Source organism: Janthinobacterium sp. 17J80-10 (genome assembly GCF_004114795.1).
Classification (GTDB): domain Bacteria; phylum Pseudomonadota; class Gammaproteobacteria; order Burkholderiales; family Burkholderiaceae_D; genus Paucimonas.
Genome location: NZ_CP035311.1, coordinates 519,408 through 536,181, shown reverse-complemented (window position 1 = coordinate 536,181; position 16,774 = coordinate 519,408). Strand labels below are relative to the sequence as shown.

12 protein-coding genes are annotated in these 16,774 nt (G+C 59.5%); 5 read left to right on the top strand and 7 right to left on the bottom strand.

Annotated elements, in window-relative coordinates; genetic code table 11:
* Positions 1 to 7: 7 nt before the first annotated feature.
* A complete protein-coding gene (locus EKL02_RS02285; protein WP_128900523.1) occupies positions 8 to 2,407 on the bottom strand; it encodes an EAL domain-containing protein in 2,400 nt (799 codons plus the stop codon).
* Between the two features lie 251 nt (positions 2,408 to 2,658).
* Between EKL02_RS02285 and EKL02_RS02280 the strand changes: the two genes are divergently transcribed.
* Positions 2,659 to 3,552, top strand: coding sequence for a YihY/virulence factor BrkB family protein (locus EKL02_RS02280; protein ID WP_128900522.1), 894 nt, complete (start codon positions 2,659 to 2,661; stop codon positions 3,550 to 3,552).
* On the opposite strand, the gene EKL02_RS02275 is transcribed toward EKL02_RS02280, so the two are convergent.
* Positions 3,549 to 9,326 carry an EAL domain-containing protein gene (locus tag EKL02_RS02275; protein ID WP_164931928.1) on the bottom strand — a complete coding sequence of 1,926 codons (5,778 nt, stop codon included), beginning with the start codon at positions 9,324 to 9,326 and terminating at the stop codon, positions 3,549 to 3,551. The genes EKL02_RS02280 and EKL02_RS02275 overlap by 4 nt on opposite strands.
* A gap of 157 nt (positions 9,327 to 9,483) precedes the next feature.
* Positions 9,484 to 10,083, bottom strand: a complete 600-nt coding sequence (locus EKL02_RS02270; protein WP_128900520.1) for a DUF924 family protein — start codon at positions 10,081 to 10,083, stop codon at positions 9,484 to 9,486.
* Positions 10,084 to 10,206: 123 nt separating this feature from the next.
* On the opposite strand from EKL02_RS02270, the gene EKL02_RS02265 reads away from it, so the two are divergent.
* Positions 10,207 to 10,899, top strand: a complete 693-nt coding sequence (locus EKL02_RS02265) for an HAD hydrolase-like protein (RefSeq protein ID WP_128900519.1) — start codon at positions 10,207 to 10,209, stop codon at positions 10,897 to 10,899.
* A gap of 24 nt (positions 10,900 to 10,923) precedes the next feature.
* Here the strand turns inward: EKL02_RS02265 and EKL02_RS02260 are convergent, their stop codons facing one another.
* The 3 genes from EKL02_RS02260 to EKL02_RS02250 all read right to left on the bottom strand — a co-directional run bounded on the left by EKL02_RS02260 (position 10,924) and on the right by EKL02_RS02250 (position 12,900).
* Positions 10,924 to 11,394 (bottom strand): hypothetical protein, encoded by a 471-nt coding sequence (locus EKL02_RS02260; protein ID WP_128900518.1) that lies wholly within the window; start codon positions 11,392 to 11,394, stop codon positions 10,924 to 10,926.
* Positions 11,395 to 11,507: 113 nt separating this feature from the next.
* Positions 11,508 to 12,122 carry a methyltransferase domain-containing protein gene (locus tag EKL02_RS02255; RefSeq protein ID WP_128900517.1) on the bottom strand — a complete coding sequence of 205 codons (615 nt, stop codon included), beginning with the start codon at positions 12,120 to 12,122 and terminating at the stop codon, positions 11,508 to 11,510.
* 46 nt (positions 12,123 to 12,168) lie between these two features.
* Positions 12,169 to 12,900, bottom strand: coding sequence for a helix-turn-helix transcriptional regulator (locus EKL02_RS02250; protein WP_128900516.1), 732 nt, complete (start codon positions 12,898 to 12,900; stop codon positions 12,169 to 12,171).
* 138 nt (positions 12,901 to 13,038) lie between these two features.
* On the opposite strand from EKL02_RS02250, the gene EKL02_RS02245 reads away from it, so the two are divergent.
* From EKL02_RS02245 to EKL02_RS02235, 3 genes are all read left to right on the top strand, one after another.
* A complete protein-coding gene (locus tag EKL02_RS02245; RefSeq protein ID WP_128900515.1) occupies positions 13,039 to 13,482 on the top strand; it encodes a hypothetical protein in 444 nt (147 codons plus the stop codon).
* Positions 13,483 to 13,487: 5 nt separating this feature from the next.
* Positions 13,488 to 14,303, top strand: a complete 816-nt coding sequence (locus EKL02_RS02240; RefSeq protein ID WP_128900514.1) for a DUF2145 domain-containing protein — start codon at positions 13,488 to 13,490, stop codon at positions 14,301 to 14,303.
* A gap of 273 nt (positions 14,304 to 14,576) precedes the next feature.
* Positions 14,577 to 14,978 carry a hypothetical protein gene (locus EKL02_RS02235; protein ID WP_128900513.1) on the top strand — a complete coding sequence of 134 codons (402 nt, stop codon included), beginning with the start codon at positions 14,577 to 14,579 and terminating at the stop codon, positions 14,976 to 14,978.
* Positions 14,979 to 15,077: 99 nt separating this feature from the next.
* On the opposite strand, the gene EKL02_RS02230 is transcribed toward EKL02_RS02235, so the two are convergent.
* Entirely contained in the window at positions 15,078 to 16,772 is a 1,695-nt protein-coding gene (locus EKL02_RS02230; protein ID WP_128900512.1) for a potassium channel protein, read from the bottom strand.
* Positions 16,773 to 16,774: the final 2 nt, after the last annotated feature.

The following is a 16,774-nucleotide window of genomic DNA, read 5'->3' as shown; positions in this document are numbered from 1 at the left end:
GCCACGCTCACCCGTGCGGCACTGCATGGCCACTTTGGAGCAATGCGCTGAAATCTTCAGGTAGCTGAGGCTTGCCGCAGTAATAGCCTTGGATCTCGTCACAGTGCAGTTGCTCGAGGATGTCAAAGGTGGGGCGATCTTCCACGCCTTCGGCGACCACTTTCAAGTTCAAACTCTGGGCTACATTGATGATCGCTCGCGTGACTGCCACGTCGTTCGGATCGCGCACGATATCGCGAATGAAGGATTGATCGATCTTGAGCTTGTCGACCGGCAGTTCCTTCAGGTAGCCCAGGTTCGAATAACCCGTGCCGAAGTCATCAATGGCCAGCATGATGCCCATGCGGCGCAATCCGTGCAGCACATCGCAGCTGCCGTGCAGGAAGGCGCCTTCCGTGATTTCCAGCTCCAGGTAATGGGCATCGAGCTTGCTGTCATCCAGTGCGCGTTTGACCGTGTCGACAAATGCCGGGTCCTTGAATTGGTGCGCCGACACATTGACCGCGATCTGGATGGGCGGCAGTCCCGCATCCTGCCAGGCCTTGTTCTGCAAGCACGCGGTGCGCAAGACCCACTCGCCGATCGGCACGATCAGCTGGATTTCCTCGGCCAGGCGGATATAGCCGGCGGGCGACAGCAAGCCCTTTTCCGGATGCTGCCAGCGCAGCAGCGCCTCGGCGCCGACAATGTGCTTGCCCCGCGCGTCGACCTTGGGCTGGTAGACCAGCAGGAATTCGCGGTTAGCCAAAGCCCGCCGCAACTCGGTTTCCAGCACCCTGCGCTTGATGGCAATGGCCCCCATGTCAGGGGAGTACAGGCGTATCGGCGTGCTACTTTCCTTGGCTTCATGCATGGCCACTTCAGCAAAGCGCACCAGGGTTGGCCCATCTTCATTATGTTCGGGGAAGAGGCTCACGCCGACTGTCGCGCCAATCTCGATGCGTTCGCCGTCAATGAAAAACGGCTCGGTCATCCGGCGGACCAGCGCCTGGACGCCGCCCGACATGACTTCCTGTGCGCCAACGCCGGGAATGATGCCGATGAATTCATCCCGACCCAGATGCGCCACCGTGCTTTCGGGCGGCACGCCGTCTTCCAGGCGCATTGCCACGGTTAACAGCAGCTGGTCGCCAACCGCCTGGCCCATCGAATCATTAATGAGCCTGAAGCGATCGAGGTTGATGAACAGGACAGCCAGCGGCTGGCCGGCTGCTTTCATGCGGGCGATCTGCTGCTCCAGGGAAATGCCCAGCAGCCGGCGGTTTGGCAGATTGGTGAGAGGATCGTGTTGAGCGATGTATTCGATGTACTGGCTGGCCGAGCGATTGGCTTGCTCCCGTACCTCTAGCGCGTGGGCCATCGCATCGAAGTGCCTGGCCAGCTCGCCGATATCCCCGGCTTCATGGTTCAGCCCAGTCCGGGTCGTCAGGTCGCCGGCGCTCACGCCTTGTGCAGCCGCAATCATGCGCTGCAGGGGATGCAGGAGAAAGCGCCGGCTCAGCAGCCATGTGCCGGCGTACGAAAGCAGAACGATCAGCGCCAACACGCCAAGATTGGTCGCCAGCGACTTGCGGGCCGCCTTCGCAAGCAAGGATTTGTCGAGCCCGACGTAGACGTAGAAGAAGGGCCTGCCCTCAAAGAGGCTGGGAACGACTGCGAACAAGCGGTGGATACCGTCGATCCCTTGCGCTTCCAAAAAATGCGGCTGCTGCAAGGACAGGCTGCGGCCCATGGTTGCCGCCGGCACTGGCTTGCCGGCGGTATCGGGCCGGAAGGGCTGACGTGTCAAAACGATGCCTTGCGGATCAGTGATCACAATAACGGTGCCGGCGGGAAGCAGAATGTCGCGCGCCAGGAAAGCAAATTCGTCAAGATGCAATGCCGTTGTGATGGCCCCGTTGAATTTTCCATCGTGCAGCAGAGGAAGTGTGAAGGAAGCGGCTTGCAACCCGGTAACGCGGCTGACAAGGTAGGCACCGCCGACGAAACGCTGTTCACGTTGCATCGTTACAAAATACGGACGGTCCCTTACATTGATGGGAACGGCGAGGGGAATGCCGGCACACAAAATATTGCCATTGGCATCAATAAAGGAAAAATTGTCATAGGCGGGATACAGCTTCGTCAGGCTCGCCAGCTTGGTGCGGCAAGTCGGCAAGTCCAGATTCTGGATGAAAGGCTGTTCGCTAATGGCGATCAAGGTGTCCTTGATTCCTTGCACCACCTTGCTTTCGTTGCTCGCCGCCAGCCTCGCCATTGTCATCAAGGCATTCTCAGCCTCGCGCAGCGATTTTTCATATTGTCTGGAACTCGCCAGCACGAACAAGCCGGCAGCCGGCAGCGATGCAAGCAGGATGATGAACAAGATGCGCGTGCGCAGCGTCAACTTACCGAAGTGGAATCTCATTACGTATGGCGGTATGAATATGCCTACTTCAGACAAGCAGATATGAGGAATGGTTGCTCTTGCTGCAACAGCATGAAGCAGTACCAATGCAGCGCCAGATCGGCGGTACACGTCTTAATCACTTCGCAAGCTTTTCCACCCCAAACATCGCCCCGCCATTGCGGTAGCGAAAATGGGAGGGCATAAACGTTTCAAGGGAGGCGATGTCGAATGATTTTGTTGTTGCAACATTCAATCCTGCCTGGACGCGAATGCACCTGATAAGCAAAAATGCTGCGCAGATCCTCAAGCACCCCGGCGCGTTTTTAATCAAGGCGGCCAAAAGCTTTCTTGCCAACAATGGTCTGCTGCTGGCCGGGGCGGTGGCTTACTATGCCCTGCTGTCGCTGGTGCCGCTGCTGATCCTGATTGTCGTGGCGCTATCGCATTTCATCGACCAGGGGGAATTGCTGCAGACCGCCGGCCACTACCTGGAATGGCTGGTGCCGAGCCAATCCACGGTGGTCGTGGAGGAACTGTCGCACTTCCTGGAAAACCGTTCCGTAATCGGCTGGGCCTTGCTGGGAACGATGCTGTTTTTCAGCTCGCTGGCCTTCTCGGTCTTGAACCAGGCGATGTCGATCATTTTCTATCACCGATTTCTCAAGCGCCGGCGCCATTTCCTGATTTCCGCGTTGCTGCCATACACGGCCATCCTGATGCTGGGCTTCGGCATCCTGATGCTGACGGTCCTCGCGCATGGCGTGGAACTGCTTGGCGAACACGATCTGGTGCTGGGTGCCCGGCACTGGAGCCTGGAAGGCGTTTCGGGATTGTTGCTGTACCTGCTGGGGCTGTCCAGCGAGATCCTGATGTTTACCCTGATTTACTGGTTCATGCCGGTCGGCCGCCTGTCTTTCCGCCATGCCTTGATCGGCGGCGTGACAGCCGCGCTGTTATGGGAAGGTGTGCGGCGCTTGCTGATGTGGTACTTCGCCCATCTGTCGCAAGCCAGCGTAGTGTATGGCGCGTTGACGACAGCGGTGGTCGTCACGCTGAGCTTTGAACTTGCCGCCACGCTGCTTCTGTTCGGTGCGCAAGTGATTGCGCAATACGAACTCTTGTCCGGCAGCCGCACCGACCAGGCCGCGGACACGACCGCCTAAGCTGCGAGCGATCGCATCAACATGGCATCAAACTCATCCTCGGGCAGCGGCCGCGCAAACAGGTAGCCCTGGTCGAAGTCGCAGCCGGCCACCTGCAGCAGCTCATGTTGCTGCAGCGTTTCCACACCCTCGGCGATCACTTTCAAGCCGAGCTTATGCGCCATCACGATGATGGCCTCGCACAAGGCCAGGTTGTCGGACCCCACTTCCAGGTTTTGCGTGAATGCCCGGTCGATCTTCAGGTAATCGATATGGAATTTCTTGAGATAGGCGAGCGAAGAATAGCCCGTGCCGAAGTCGTCAAGGGCAACCTGCACGCCGGCCTGTCGCAACTTGAGCAATTTTTCAGTGACGTTTGAACTGGCATCGAGCAGCAAGCCTTCGGTAATCTCGATCACCATGCCCTGCCCGGAAATCTCCAGTTCTTCCAGCGTGGCGAGCCATCGCGCATACCGGTCGTCATGCCGCTGGAATTCCAGCGGCGATTGATTGATGCTTATCTGGAAGTTGGCGCAGTACGACGTGCGCCAGTGTTTGACGGCACGCGCCACCTTTTGAAAAACCCAGTCGCCGAAATGCAGGATCAGCCCGCTCGATTCCGCCAGCGGCACGAATTCCGCCGGATCGATCAGCCCTAGCTGCGGATGGCGCCAGCGCAGCAATGCCTCGGCTTTTTCAATGCGCCCCGTCGCCAGCGCCATGATCGGCTGGAAATAAATTTGCAATTCATCGCGTTCGATTGCGCCGCGCAAGTCGTTTGTCAGGCGCATGCGGTGAATGGCCGCCATCTGCATCGCCGGCGTGAAGTAACCGAATTGATTGCGGCCGCTATCCTTGGCGATATACAGCGCCTGGTCCGCCCGCTTGACCAGTTCATCGATGTCGCTGGCATCGTCGGGATATACGGTAATGCCGATGCTGGCGGAAATATAGGCTTGGTCGTTGCCGAGCTGAAACGGCACTGCCAGTGCATCGATGATGCGCTGGCTGATTTCTTCAATATGGCCGGGATAATCTAGCTGTGAAAGCACCACGGTAAATTCGTCGCCGCCGAGTCGCGCCACGATATCGCCCGTGCGCACGCAATCGGAAATGCGGCGCGCAGCGGCCACCAGCAGCATGTCGCCGCAGGCATGGCCAAGTGAATCATTCACTTCCTTGAAGCGGTCCAGGTCGATGAAGAGCACTGCGATCTTGCTGTCTTCCGCCCTGGATTTCCCCATCGCTTCCAGCAGCCGGTCACGGAAGTGACTCCGGTTGGGCAGGCCCGTCAGAGAATCGAAATTGGCTTGTTGCCAGATCAATGACTCGGAGCGCTTGCGCTCGGTAATATCGTCGCTGATTCCCAGCAGGTACTCGACCTCGCCATCGGCCCTGTTGAGGATCGGTACCTTGATCGTATTGAGCAATACCGTATCCTGCTGCCGGGTCGATGCGGATTGTTCCGGAATGTCGATACGCTGCCTGGTCCCGGCGACGGCCTGATCACTCGCGTGTATCTGCGCGATGTCTTCGTCGGCCCAGATCTCATCCGTTTTTTTGCCGAGCACAGCTTCCTTGGGGATCCGGAAAATCTCTTCTGCCGCCCGGTTCCACAGGGTATAACGGAATTCATTGCGCGCGTCCTTGACGAACACGGCGACCGGAATGTTTTCAATCACCGCATTCATGAAGGAGGCCTGCGCCTCGAGTTCCTGCGTCTTGGATTTCAGGGCATTCTCAATACGCTTGCGCTCGCTGTTCTCGGTATGCAGCTTGTCGTAGAGCGTTGCATTCTCCAGCGAAATCACCGCTTGTGCTGTCAGCAGCTCCAGCATCGCCAGGCGGTCCTGGGTGAATACCGATCCGGTCAGCCGGTTTTCCAGGTACAGCGCGCCCACCAGCTTGGCTTGCTTGAGCAGCGGCAGGCACAACAGCGACTTGGGCCGGTGCTTCTCCAGGTACGGATCGGCGGAGTAGGAATGGTGTTGGGTCGCGTCGTCCAGCAAAATCCTTTCGCCGGTACGCGTGACATACTGCAGGATCGTACCGGGCAGCGCTTCGGCCGTAACCGGCGCCTGGTTCAGGATGACATGGATGGCGCCATCGTCTGTCACGGCTTCGGCGACAATCCGGTAATCCGTGCCGGCCGAGAGGAGCAGCACCCCGCGGTCTGCGCCGGCGTTTTGCAGGACGGCGCGCAGCAGCGATTGCGTCAGCCGGTTCAGCTCGATTTCGCCGGATACGGCTTGCGCGGCCTTGGCCGCGGTCAGTATGTCCAGGTCAGGAAAGCGGGGCGGCTGCGCCGTGGACGCCGGGATGAATTCAGCGGCATCCCAGCCATGCGCAGGGAAGGCTTGCTGCAATGCCGCGGCTTTTGCAGTCGCGCCCCAGCGCAACCAGCAGTTGCGGGCCATGGCAAGATGCGCAGACGCCGTCATGGGCAAGCCGCGTTCCTGGAAGTAGCGGCTGGCAAGCTCGCCGGCAATCGCCGCGTCATGCAAATTCTTACTGGCGCGCGCCTGCATGATCGCCTGTTCATACAATTGCACGGCGCGTTCCGCCTGGCCATCGATGCGTGCAATTTCTGCGGCAACGAGCTTGTACCGGGCGCCATAGTTTTCCGGATTGCGCTCTGCCCATTTCTGCAGCAGGGCAGCCTTCTGCTGCAGCACCCCTTTCCAGTCTTGTTGCTGCTCGTATGTGGCCCGGTCATGGAGGGCGGTCAGAGTCAGCGCATGGTAAAAATGGTGCGTCACCATCGACGTCAGCGCTTGCAGGGACCCGGGCATGACCTTGACAGCGTGGGCGGATTCAAGTGCCTTGTCGTAATTGCCAAGGATATAGTGGGAAATCTGCTGGGTAATGTAAAAATGCCCTAGCGTATAGTTCCAGCTTGCGCCATCGATCTGTTTTAAGAAAGCGGCATCACTGTCTTTTTCCGCTGTGCCCTGTAACTTGGCGAACAGCAGTTCGAGCATGGCGATGACGCAGTTTGCCTGGAATGTATTGGTGACGCGGGACAGGTCGCGATAGGGCGCCGCCATTTCCTTGACCGTGGCTAACGGCAATCCAGATTCCCAGGCAGTCCAGATGAAGGCATCGATGCTGGCGCCGGCAAAGCCGATATGACCCGCATCGCAGCATGCCTTGAAGGCGTCTTCCAGAATCGGCAGGCATTGCCGCCATGGCCGGCGCAGGCCGGCAAACGCATAGCCGTAGATATACATGAGACGCCCGCGCAGCTTCGGATCATTGAAGCGCGCATTGAGCCTTAGCGCCAGTTCAGAATAGGCATAGCCGGCATCGAGGTCGCCGAACAACCCGACGCGCAAGAGCGCGTAATTATTATAGAGAGCGCAGGATTCTTCGACATAGCCAAGGGTGAGCGATAGCTCAAGCCCCTTGAGCAGCAGAGGCAGGGCAACTGCAGGCTGCGTGCTATAGGCGACTGTCAGCAATTCCGCCATCAGGCCAATCACGATCCGCACTTCAGGATCCGTTGTCCGGGGCAGGTCGATGAGGGCATCGATGCCGTGTTGCATTATCCTGGCATCAAGCTCCTGCAGGCTTTTTTCAGCATACGCATGCAGCGCCTCATCTGTCTGCGGGAACGACACGCCAAACAGCGCTAGCGTTTCCAGTCCGACGCGCATGCAGTCTTTCCCGCGTGCCCAGAAATGGTACATGCGGGCCCGCACGCGAGCCACGCGCGCGCGGTCATGGTTGGATCGTGCCTGCACCGCAGCCTTGTCCAGCAGGCGCTCGGCCTGCTCGAAGTTGCCGATCACAGACGCGCATTCGCCACAGTCCAGGTGCAGCTCGAAAGCCTCCGCATGCTGGTCTTCCCATGCCGTTGGCGGCAACAGGGCAATCGCCTGCGCCAGGTAATCACGCGCGGCCTGGAATGCCGCCGATGCCCGTGCGCGTGCGCCCGCCGTCCTGTTGAGCTGGCAAACGCTGGCTCTTTCGCTCTCGTCGGCGACCAGTTCCAGCCCGGCATTAAAGTGATAGGCAAGGTCGAAGATGCGCTGATCAAGTTCGCCCGGCGCAACTTGCGACAGCAATTTCCGGCCAATTTCGAGATGGCGGGCGGCGCGTTCGGCTTGGGGAATGAGCGAATAGGCCGCTTCATGGATTCGGTCATGGGCAAACTTGACCTGCCCGTCCGCCTGGCGGATCAAGCCGGTACGCTCGACTGCGTCCAGCAACGCCTCGACCGATTCCGGTGGTGCTTCAAGAACGGCTTGCAGCGTCGAGACTTGCGCCGTAGTCCCGAGACACGCCAGTACCTTGAGCAGCTCCAGCGCGCCTTCCGACAAGCGGCGCAAGCTTTCCACCATCAGTTCGATCACGTTATCCGTCAGGCTCATCGCACGGATGCGCTCGATATCCCATTGCCAGGCGCGTGATTGCGGATTGAATTCGAGGGCGCGGTCTTCGGACAGCGCTGCGAGAAACTGCACGATAAAGAACGGATTGCCACCCGTCTTGGCATGCAGTAATGCCGTCAGTGATGCCGCTTCTGCCGGCGTGTTCCCCAGCATGCTGGCGATCAGCTGCCCGGCGATATCCTGGGAAAGCGGGCCCAGGTGGATTTCATGGACGACGCCCTGCAGGCTGCGGATGGTTTCAATGCGCTGGGCAAACCCCAGATGCGGGTCTAGCTCCTCGTTGCGGTATGCGCCGATGAGCAGCAGATGCCGTACGTCGGCGTGCGTGACCAGGTCTTCGAGGAGCTTGCGGCTTCCGGCATCGATCCATTGCAAGTCGTCGAGGAAAAGTACCAGGGGGTGCTCGGCAGTTGCGAGCACGCTGATGAATTTGCGGAAAACAGTCAGGAGCCGGTTCTCCGCCCCGGAGGGGTCAAGCAAGACGGCCGGCGACTGCTGGGGACCAATGATATAGGTGAGTTCCGGGACCACATCGACAAGCAGGTTGCCCTGGCTGCCAACCGCATCCTGTATGGCCGCCCGCCATGCGGCCACCTTTGCTTCGGGCTCGCTTAACATGCGCCGGATGAATTCCTGGATGGCCTGGACGATGGTTACATACGGAATATTGCGCTTGTATTGATCGAACTTTCCGGAAAGGTAAATGCCGCCGGCGGCCACAATGGTCGGTGCAATCTCTCGTGCCAGGCGCGATTTGCCAATGCCGGAATACCCGGAAATCAGCACGAGCTCGGTTGCCCCGCGCGAGACGCGGCTGTAGGCCTGGAACAGGGTGCGCGTTTCTGCTTCTCGTCCAAGTAGATTTCCAGGCAATTGCAGGCGCCCGGAAAAGTCGTGCCGGCCCAGCGCAAACTCTGGCATGCGCCCCTGATCGGCAAGGCTGTCCATGCAATAGGCAAGGTCGGCAATCAGGCCGTCGCAGCTCTGGTAACGTTCTTCCGGGTCTTTTTTCAGCAGTTTCAGGATGATGTTGCCAAATGCAGGCGCGATATCGGCACGGATTTCCTGCGGCGGAACCGGCAGGTGGGCGATATGGCAATGGGCAAGCTCAATCGGGTCGTTCCCGCGAAAAGGCACCTGGCCGGTGGCGAGTTCATACAACACCACGCCCAGGGCATAGAGATCGCTGCGTGCATCCGGCGTCTTGCCGATGCGTCCGAGCTGCTCCGGGGCCGTATACGCCAGCAGCTGCTGATTGCCCGCCTTTGCGAGCAGGACGTCCGCCGTCGTGCCGGCAAAGCCTGGCGTCAGCGCCAGTGTGAACGGATTGATGCACCCATGGAACGGCCGCTGTACATGAACCTGCTTGACTAGCCTTGCCAGCGAAAGTGCTAGGGGCAAGGGCGCCTCTGCTGTAATTGATGCTGTGCCGGCAGATTCATTCATAGTGACTGCAACAGGTTCGCACCCGCCCCGCAATGAGAGATATCACGCAATTATCGCATTAGTTATGGACAAATAAGCAAGTTTTACCTTGTTTTGCCTGCCTGCGCCATTTTCAGAATGAAGAACCTTTCTCTTGCAGGAACGCGGTTTCTTCGACAGTCGAAGCCCTGCCGAGGATGGCATTACGGTGCGGGAAGCGCCCGAAGCGTGCGATGATGACGCGATGGCGTTCGGCAAAGTCATGGAAGCCTTCGAACACCGTGCGCTGCTCGGGCGGCACTTGCTGCAGCAGGCGCCCAAACAGCGCCACCGATAACGCCTGGTCGTCGAGGGTTTCGGAATGCTCCAGCGGCAGGTAAAAAAAGACCCGCTCGATCGGCCGCAAGCGCTGGTCGATGCCAAGGTCCAGACCCTGCCTGCACCACGCCAGTGCCAGTGCGTCATAGGCAAATGCAGCAGCACTATCACGATACATGTTGCGGGAAAATTGATCGGTGAGCAGAATCAGCGCCAGGCGCCCCTGCGGCGTGCCGCCCCAGTCAGCCAATGCCCCGCTGGCCGCCATGGCCAGTGTGCTTTCAAAGCGCTGATGCATCAGCGCATCCGTGGCAGCATCTTTTGCCCACCAGAGCTTCGACTGGGCTGCCGCCACCGCCGCGTCGTCGGCAGCGGTGCCAAACCAGAATGCCAGGATTGATTCGGGTGTTTCCATCAGTGCTCCTGTTTGCGCGAAAGACCAAGGCCCGTAGCCGGACATGATACACACTGTCATCAAGCCGTCATAATCGGACCTCTATAATTCGCCTGGACCGCTTTCCAAAAGGCACACAGGCCTATGTATAAAAGCAATAAACGACTTCTGATCCTCGACGCGGACGGCACCACCATCGATGCTTTCCAGGCCATCGAGGCGGCGTTCGACCGGCATGGCTTGTCGCTCGGCGAGGAAGAGCACTTCCAGAAGCGCCACAATCTTTTCAAGTATCTGGGCGGGATCAAGGAATTCCCCGCCATCTTCAAGAAAAACATCCGTAAAAAGAGCCGGGCAGAGTTGATCGATACCCTGACCGAGGTCTACCGCACGGAAGCGCGCCTGTATCCGGGCATTGCCGACCTGATCCGTACGCTGGTGGCTGCGCCCGATGTCATGGTTGGCCTGGTGACGCGCAACATCACCAACGAGCCCCTGGAGACCTTGCGGCAGTTGTTCGCGCGCCATGACCTCGACATCCATGCTTTCGATTTTCTGGTGCACGTACCGCTGAAAGAAAAAAAGACGGCGCAATTTCGCGCTATCCGCGAACGCTTCGATATCAATCCGGCGCGCGGCTACATCTGCGGCGATGAGCACAAGGATTTCCATGCGGCGCTCAATACCGGCCTGCACCCGTTCATGGTGTCATATGGCTTTGAAGACCATGCCAGGCTGACGGAAAAATTCGGCGTGCCGGCGGACGTGATTTCGCGCACTTCCAGAGAACTCTGTGCACGGGTATGCCATGCGCTGGACTTGCCAGCTTCGTCCTAGCGAAAGTAACACCGGGTGCGGCCTTCACGCCCGGTATGCATACCAGAACAGCAGTGCGCTGACGATGGCGAAAATCCAGTATTCCACCGGCGCGCCGGCGATCCAGTTCTTGTGCCAGGACACGTGATCCTGGTGAAACCGCTTCCACCCATAGGCAGGGTTGAGGATAAACCAGAGAAAATCCTCGACGATCCAGAATGCCATGATCGAAGCCAGGACGCGCGCTTCCAGCTGCCAGGACCACTCGCCCATGAAAAACAGCGGGAAATGAAAAAAGACGGCAATGAACGGGAATGCCCAGGCATGGTAGCCGGTCATGGGGCGCCCGCCCCAGAATATATCGAGCAGCCAATGCTCTTCAATGCGCCAGGTCGGCAAGTTCGCTGCCCAGCCACCCTCGCCTTCGATATGAATCTCGACTTTGGCAAACATGTAAGCCAGCGCGAAGACACAGGTCAGCGTCAGGAGAAGCTGTAGCAATTGCGGAAACGGCATAGTCATCCTTCTGTATCGACAGGCGGATTGTACATGTCGGAAAGAATGCATCTGGTGACAAATTGATGACAAATTTACGCTTGTCGTCGATCCGCGCACCAGCGCGGCAGCAGCTAGCCCTTCCGGGTCAAGACGACCGCCAGCTCCTGAAAGGCAGGGTTGGAGGCCAGGCGGGGATAAGGCGGCGCCGGCCATTCCCAGTCCCGCGCCGGAAACAGCGCGCGCATGGCATGAATATCGCAATGATACGGTGGGCCCTTGACGAATCCCTGCCCGGACTCTTCCGCGATGGCTTGCACAAACAGGGCAAAGAGCCGCCCGCCTGGCCGGATCCATGCGCGCAATTGATCGGCATAGGCACGCCAGTGGTCGGGATGCAATGCGCATAAACAAGTCTGCTCATACACCGCATCCACGGGCGCAGCCGGTTGCCAATCCAGTACATCGGCCTGGAACAGTTCGGCCGCCAGTCCTTGCGACTGCAGCAGGCGGGCGCATGCGTCAATGGCGCCAGACGCATAATCAACCCCGGTGGCATGAACACCATGCGCTGCCAGTGCGGCAACTTCCCAGCCGCGCCCGCATCCCGGCACCAGCATGGTGGTACCCGGCCCAATCATTCCGGCCGCAATCCATTGCTCCAGCTGGGGATTTGCGCTGCCACGATCCCATGGCACATTGCCCGATTCAAACCGGGTTTGCCAAAACTCCACCGTTGGTCCTGCCATATGCACAGCCTCCATTTTTCACGCTATTTTATGCGCAATTGCGGCATCAGCGCCGCAGCTTCCTGAATGCCTCGAGTTCCCAGGATTGCATGGCCAAAAGCAGGGTGTAGCCTTCCTTGTGCTGCTCGCCGAGTTTCTGGTCAGCCTGGTGCTGCTGGGCGAAATCCTGCGCAACGCGCTGCAGCCGTTCGACGAACACCGGCGCCAGGCTCTTGCTGATGGCGCCATGCACCAGCACCAGGGATTCGTCTTCCCGGTCGAAGCCGCCGGCAAAATAGTCGGTGAGCGCATGTTCCCGGAAAAAGCCCATCACGGGGCCGTGCGCGCGCCAGCGGAAAGTCTTGGCAAGCTTGAGGCGGTACCGGTTCAGCGGCCGCAGTTCGATAATGCCCAGGCGGTCGAGCTGCGTCAGGCACTTGATCACCTCGGCGTCATTCATGCGGTAAGCCGCGGTAACCTGCTCCAGCGTCCACTGGCTCAATACGCAAATCGCCACGAGCAAGAGCTTCTTATCCGCCACCACCGCCTTTTCCTGCGCCAGCGTCAGCTCCGCCAGCAGCGGCTGACTGTCCGCCACGCGCCGGGCAAGGTCGGCAAAGTCCAGCTTGATCGCCGAACAGATGGCATCCACGCGCGACAGCGGCATGTCGCCCTTGGCAAACATGCGCTTGACGCTCGATTCGGCGATATCGAGTTTTTGCGCCAGCTTCGCATAGGTGATGCCTGCGGCCTTGAGTTCTTCCTTTAGCGTCGAAACGAGGTTGGCGGTCGTGCTCATGTTTTCCTCCTGCGTGCAATTGCGCACAGAGTATCACCTGGCGATACTTTCGGCTACCAATAGTCGGACCTGGATCATTATTGCTGGCGCCGCGCGACGGAGGCGACAAGAATGACCTCATCTTCACAGGAGGAACCCATGAAAATCCGTAACGCCGCAATCATCAGTACCTTGTGTCTTGCATGTCTTTCAAACGCCCACGCGCACAATGACGCCTCGGCCGCAAGCGCCATTTCGGCGCTGCCGGTGGCATCGGTCATTGCCGGCAGCAGCGCCGCGGTTTCCGGCATCGTCGCCTTGCCCGTTGCCCTGTCGGTGTCGGGTGCCGTACTGGTGGTCAAGACAGTCGAAAGCACCGCGCGCGGCACGCTGATCGTGCTGGAACGCCTGTCGGATGGCGCGCGCGCCAGCGTGGAAGTCGTCGGCAAGGGGGGCGCGGCAGCATCGGTTGGCATTGGCACCATGGTGACGGTCAGCGTCATCAGCACCGGCGCGCTACTGTCCATCGCCGGCGAAGCAATCGCCTTTGTCGCCAATGACATCGGCCGCGCCTTGCTGCACAACGAACAAGTGACGAACTGACTATCATGGCCAACTTCATCTACCTTACCGGACGTACCCTGAGCGCACTCGCAGCCGGCATGCTCGTCGCTGTAACAGCTCACGCCGGCCGCTCCTGCGAAGAGAAAAAGCCCACCGTACAGACTATCGAACGTGGCATGTCGCTGGCCGAGCAAACCATGCGCGCGCTCGATGCAAGCGGCCACCAGGTGGTGCTTCTGGCGCGCGCCGGCCAGGATCTGTCACGCTACAACTTGCGCTATTCCCACCTTGGCATTGCGTATAAGCAGCCAACCGGCAATGGCGGCCACGTCTGGCGCGTATTACACAAGCTTAACCAGTGCGGCACCAGCGTTGCGGCAATCTATCGGCAGGGCCTCGGCGAATTCTTCCTGGATGACTTGTGGCGCTTCGAAGCGGCGTATGCAGCACCGTCCGCCGCCGCCCAGGAGAAAATCCTTGCTGTGCTGCAGAATGACTGGCACGCCACCCGTCTGCATCACCGTCCCTATAGTATTGTCAGCTATGCCTGGGGCGGCATGTACCAGCAGTCTAACCAGTGGGCAATCGAGACCATGGCCATGGCGCTGGCCCCTTCGGTCGATTCGCGCATGCAAGCCCAGGAATGGTTGTCGCGTAGCGGTTACCGGCCGACAACGCTGAAAATCGGCCCGTTGATGCGGCTTGGCGGACGCATGACGGCGGCCAATGTCGCTTTCTATGACCATCCGCCGGACAAGCGTTTCAGCGACCGCATCGAGACGGTCACGGTGGATTCGGTCTTTGCCTGGCTGGCGCAAACGGGTATTGCCGAAAAGCCTGTCGCGGTCAGATTGCGCTAATCGCCTGTGAGCGAGACGGCCCCACAACCCGCTGCGATTTTGCTTTTTGCGAAATCGTGGATGCAATTTTGTCGAACTTGCCACTTACCTTGAAGTCAATGTTTATGAAGCCGAACAATAGGTGCTCAAATTATTCCAATAAGAAAGGAATTAATTCACCTTGCGCGCGGCTGGCAGGCTTGATGAAAGTGGTCAGGCAATCGATCCCCAGCTTGTGCACCCTTACCTTTGGTATGTCCGTGGGGCGCAGGCGTGCTTACTGAAGAGGTGCATATGCAACAATATCAAAAATTGGCCCTCGCAGCTGTTGCTGCGGCAACAGTAATTTCCGGGTGCGCTTCCCGGCAACCTGCTTCAACCAACGTCGTCGTCGTACCGCAAACGCAAGCGGCACCGGCTGCGCAATCAACTGCGGCAGCGCGCGGAGGCACCGTCGTTGCCGTGCAAAACAAGGATACCGCAGGCAGCAGCGGCAGCCAGGGCATGAGCAGCGGCAGCAGCGGGACAGCGGCTTCAGGCGCCCCCGTGATCGGACAAATGCTGACGGTCCAGTTTGAAGACGGCAAACGTGAACTCTATCATGTGGCTGCGGGCGGCCAGGTATTTCAGGTAGGCGACCGCGTGACAGTGACTGCGGCAGAAGGAACGCCCCTGATTACGCGCACAGGCATGTAGCACGCCAACGCCAAAGGGATAACAGGCCCTGCATTGGCCGCGGCATGTCGGATTGCTGCCGGCAGGTGCCACGGTGTCGGGCCTGTCCCGGAAATTGTCTTAGTGCCGCCTGGCAGATATCCGCTGCCACAACCAGCCCCCGCCTTTGTCTTCGCCGGTGAGGATGTAATGCAAGACGTTCGCATTGTGCAGCGTTAGCAACAGTGACGACCGGACCAGATGCAGACCGGCGAGCAACACTGTATCGTCTGCCATGAGCATGAAGTCGGCATCCGGCAAAAGAAACACTTCGCCGTTGCGTTCGATCATCAGGATGATTGCGGGCAGGCTCGTCTCGCGTCTGGCGCCGTTGCGCAGCAGGTGGCCGGCACTGAGCGGCCTCTTGTTCAGCAAGGCCTTGTGCGCGGCCAGGGCATTGTGCTGGTCGAGCGTGACGCTCCAGACTTCCGGCACATGGCCTTTGCACACCTCTTCCAGGCGCTGCACCAGCGCCTGGCTTTCGCGCTCATCTGCCTGGCGTATGGCGGCGAGAAAGCGTGACAGCAACGGGGTCGTAATGACCGAAATGCATTCCTGCGCCACGATGCGCGTATGCACCATGCTGAAATCGGCGCGGAACGTGTCGAACAGCACATCGTTGGCGCCCTGGTTCTGGCGCGCCACGACAAATATGTGCGGATTGAGCTTCTTGGCCATCATGGCGATGGACAGGTTATTGATATCGTTCGGGCTGCCCGCGACGATGCCGTGGGCTTCGCGAATCCCGGCGGCTTCGAGCACGTGGACTTCGGTGCCGATGCCGCGCACGGTGCGGCCATTGGCCGGGCCGTCACTTTCCGGATCGACCACCGTCAGGGTAATGCCGGGCAGTGTCAGGTAGCGTGCAATCGATCGCCCGAACAGGCCGTAGCCGCAGATGATCCAACGCCCGTGCGGCGGGCGGTGCACTTGCGGCAGCGCCGTTCCCGGCAGGCCGGTCAGGATCTCGATCAGGCGGAAACGCTCCGGTGACGACACCGCCAGGGCCAGGTACTCCGCAAACCGCTCATAGGCATTGACGATGTGGTGTGTGCCGAACGATGCCATGCTGGCCATGACGCCCGGGCTGCGGGCGCGCGCCAGGACGGGAATATCCGGGTTCAGGAGGCGGGTGTTGATGGCAATGGCCAGGTTGCATTCTTCATCGTTGGTCACCGCCAGGACACCTTTGCATTGCCGATGGCGCAGGCCGGCCATCAGCAGATTGGCCGCGGCGCCGGCATCCGCGGCGAGCGTAGGGTCATTGGTCTTGAAATCTTCCAGGTCCAGCTCTTCCACGCGCTGCGGATCCTTGTCCAGGATGACAAAGTCGTACCCCAGGATATCCAGGGCCCGGCAAATCAGGCTGCCGGTTTCGCCACAGCCGCACACGAGGAAGAAAGGCGCATGCAGGCGTGCCACGCGGCGCGAAAAACCGGATGCCACCAGCGTATGCTGGAATGCCTTGTCCTGCAGCAGGGCCAGCAGCGTCAGGATGGAGTAAGACCAGGAGATGACGGTCATGTAAATGCAGGCTGTCGTCCACAGGCGCTGGGCGTTGGAAAAGGCGACCGGAATTTCTCCGAAACCGATGGTCGTGGCGGTATAGCTGATGAAATAGAACGCGTGAAAAAAACTCATGGCCGGGGCCGGTGTGCCATCGGCGTTAACACCCGGCACAAGCGTCAGTCCCAGCACGGCGATCGCGTAGAACACGATGAGCACGATGATCGGCGCCCGCATCCTCCGCAGGACCAGGAAAAAGACGCTGTTCATGG

Coding starts and splice junctions, on each gene's coding strand:
- EKL02_RS02285 (WP_128900523.1), bottom strand. CDS start 2,407: ATGAGATTCCACTTCGGTAAGTTGACGCTGCGCACGCGCATCTTGTTC.
- EKL02_RS02250 (WP_128900516.1), bottom strand. CDS start 12,900: ATGAGCACGACCGCCAACCTCGTTTCGACGCTAAAGGAAGAACTCAAG.
- EKL02_RS02260 (WP_128900518.1), bottom strand. CDS start 11,394: ATGCCGTTTCCGCAATTGCTACAGCTTCTCCTGACGCTGACCTGTGTC.
- EKL02_RS02230 (WP_128900512.1), bottom strand. CDS start 16,772: ATGAACAGCGTCTTTTTCCTGGTCCTGCGGAGGATGCGGGCGCCGATC.
- EKL02_RS02235 (WP_128900513.1), top strand. CDS start 14,577: ATGCAACAATATCAAAAATTGGCCCTCGCAGCTGTTGCTGCGGCAACA.
- EKL02_RS02240 (WP_128900514.1), top strand. CDS start 13,488: ATGGCCAACTTCATCTACCTTACCGGACGTACCCTGAGCGCACTCGCA.
- EKL02_RS02245 (WP_128900515.1), top strand. CDS start 13,039: ATGAAAATCCGTAACGCCGCAATCATCAGTACCTTGTGTCTTGCATGT.
- EKL02_RS02255 (WP_128900517.1), bottom strand. CDS start 12,122: ATGGCAGGACCAACGGTGGAGTTTTGGCAAACCCGGTTTGAATCGGGC.
- EKL02_RS02270 (WP_128900520.1), bottom strand. CDS start 10,083: ATGGAAACACCCGAATCAATCCTGGCATTCTGGTTTGGCACCGCTGCC.
- EKL02_RS02280 (WP_128900522.1), top strand. CDS start 2,659: ATGCACCTGATAAGCAAAAATGCTGCGCAGATCCTCAAGCACCCCGGC.
- EKL02_RS02265 (WP_128900519.1), top strand. CDS start 10,207: ATGTATAAAAGCAATAAACGACTTCTGATCCTCGACGCGGACGGCACC.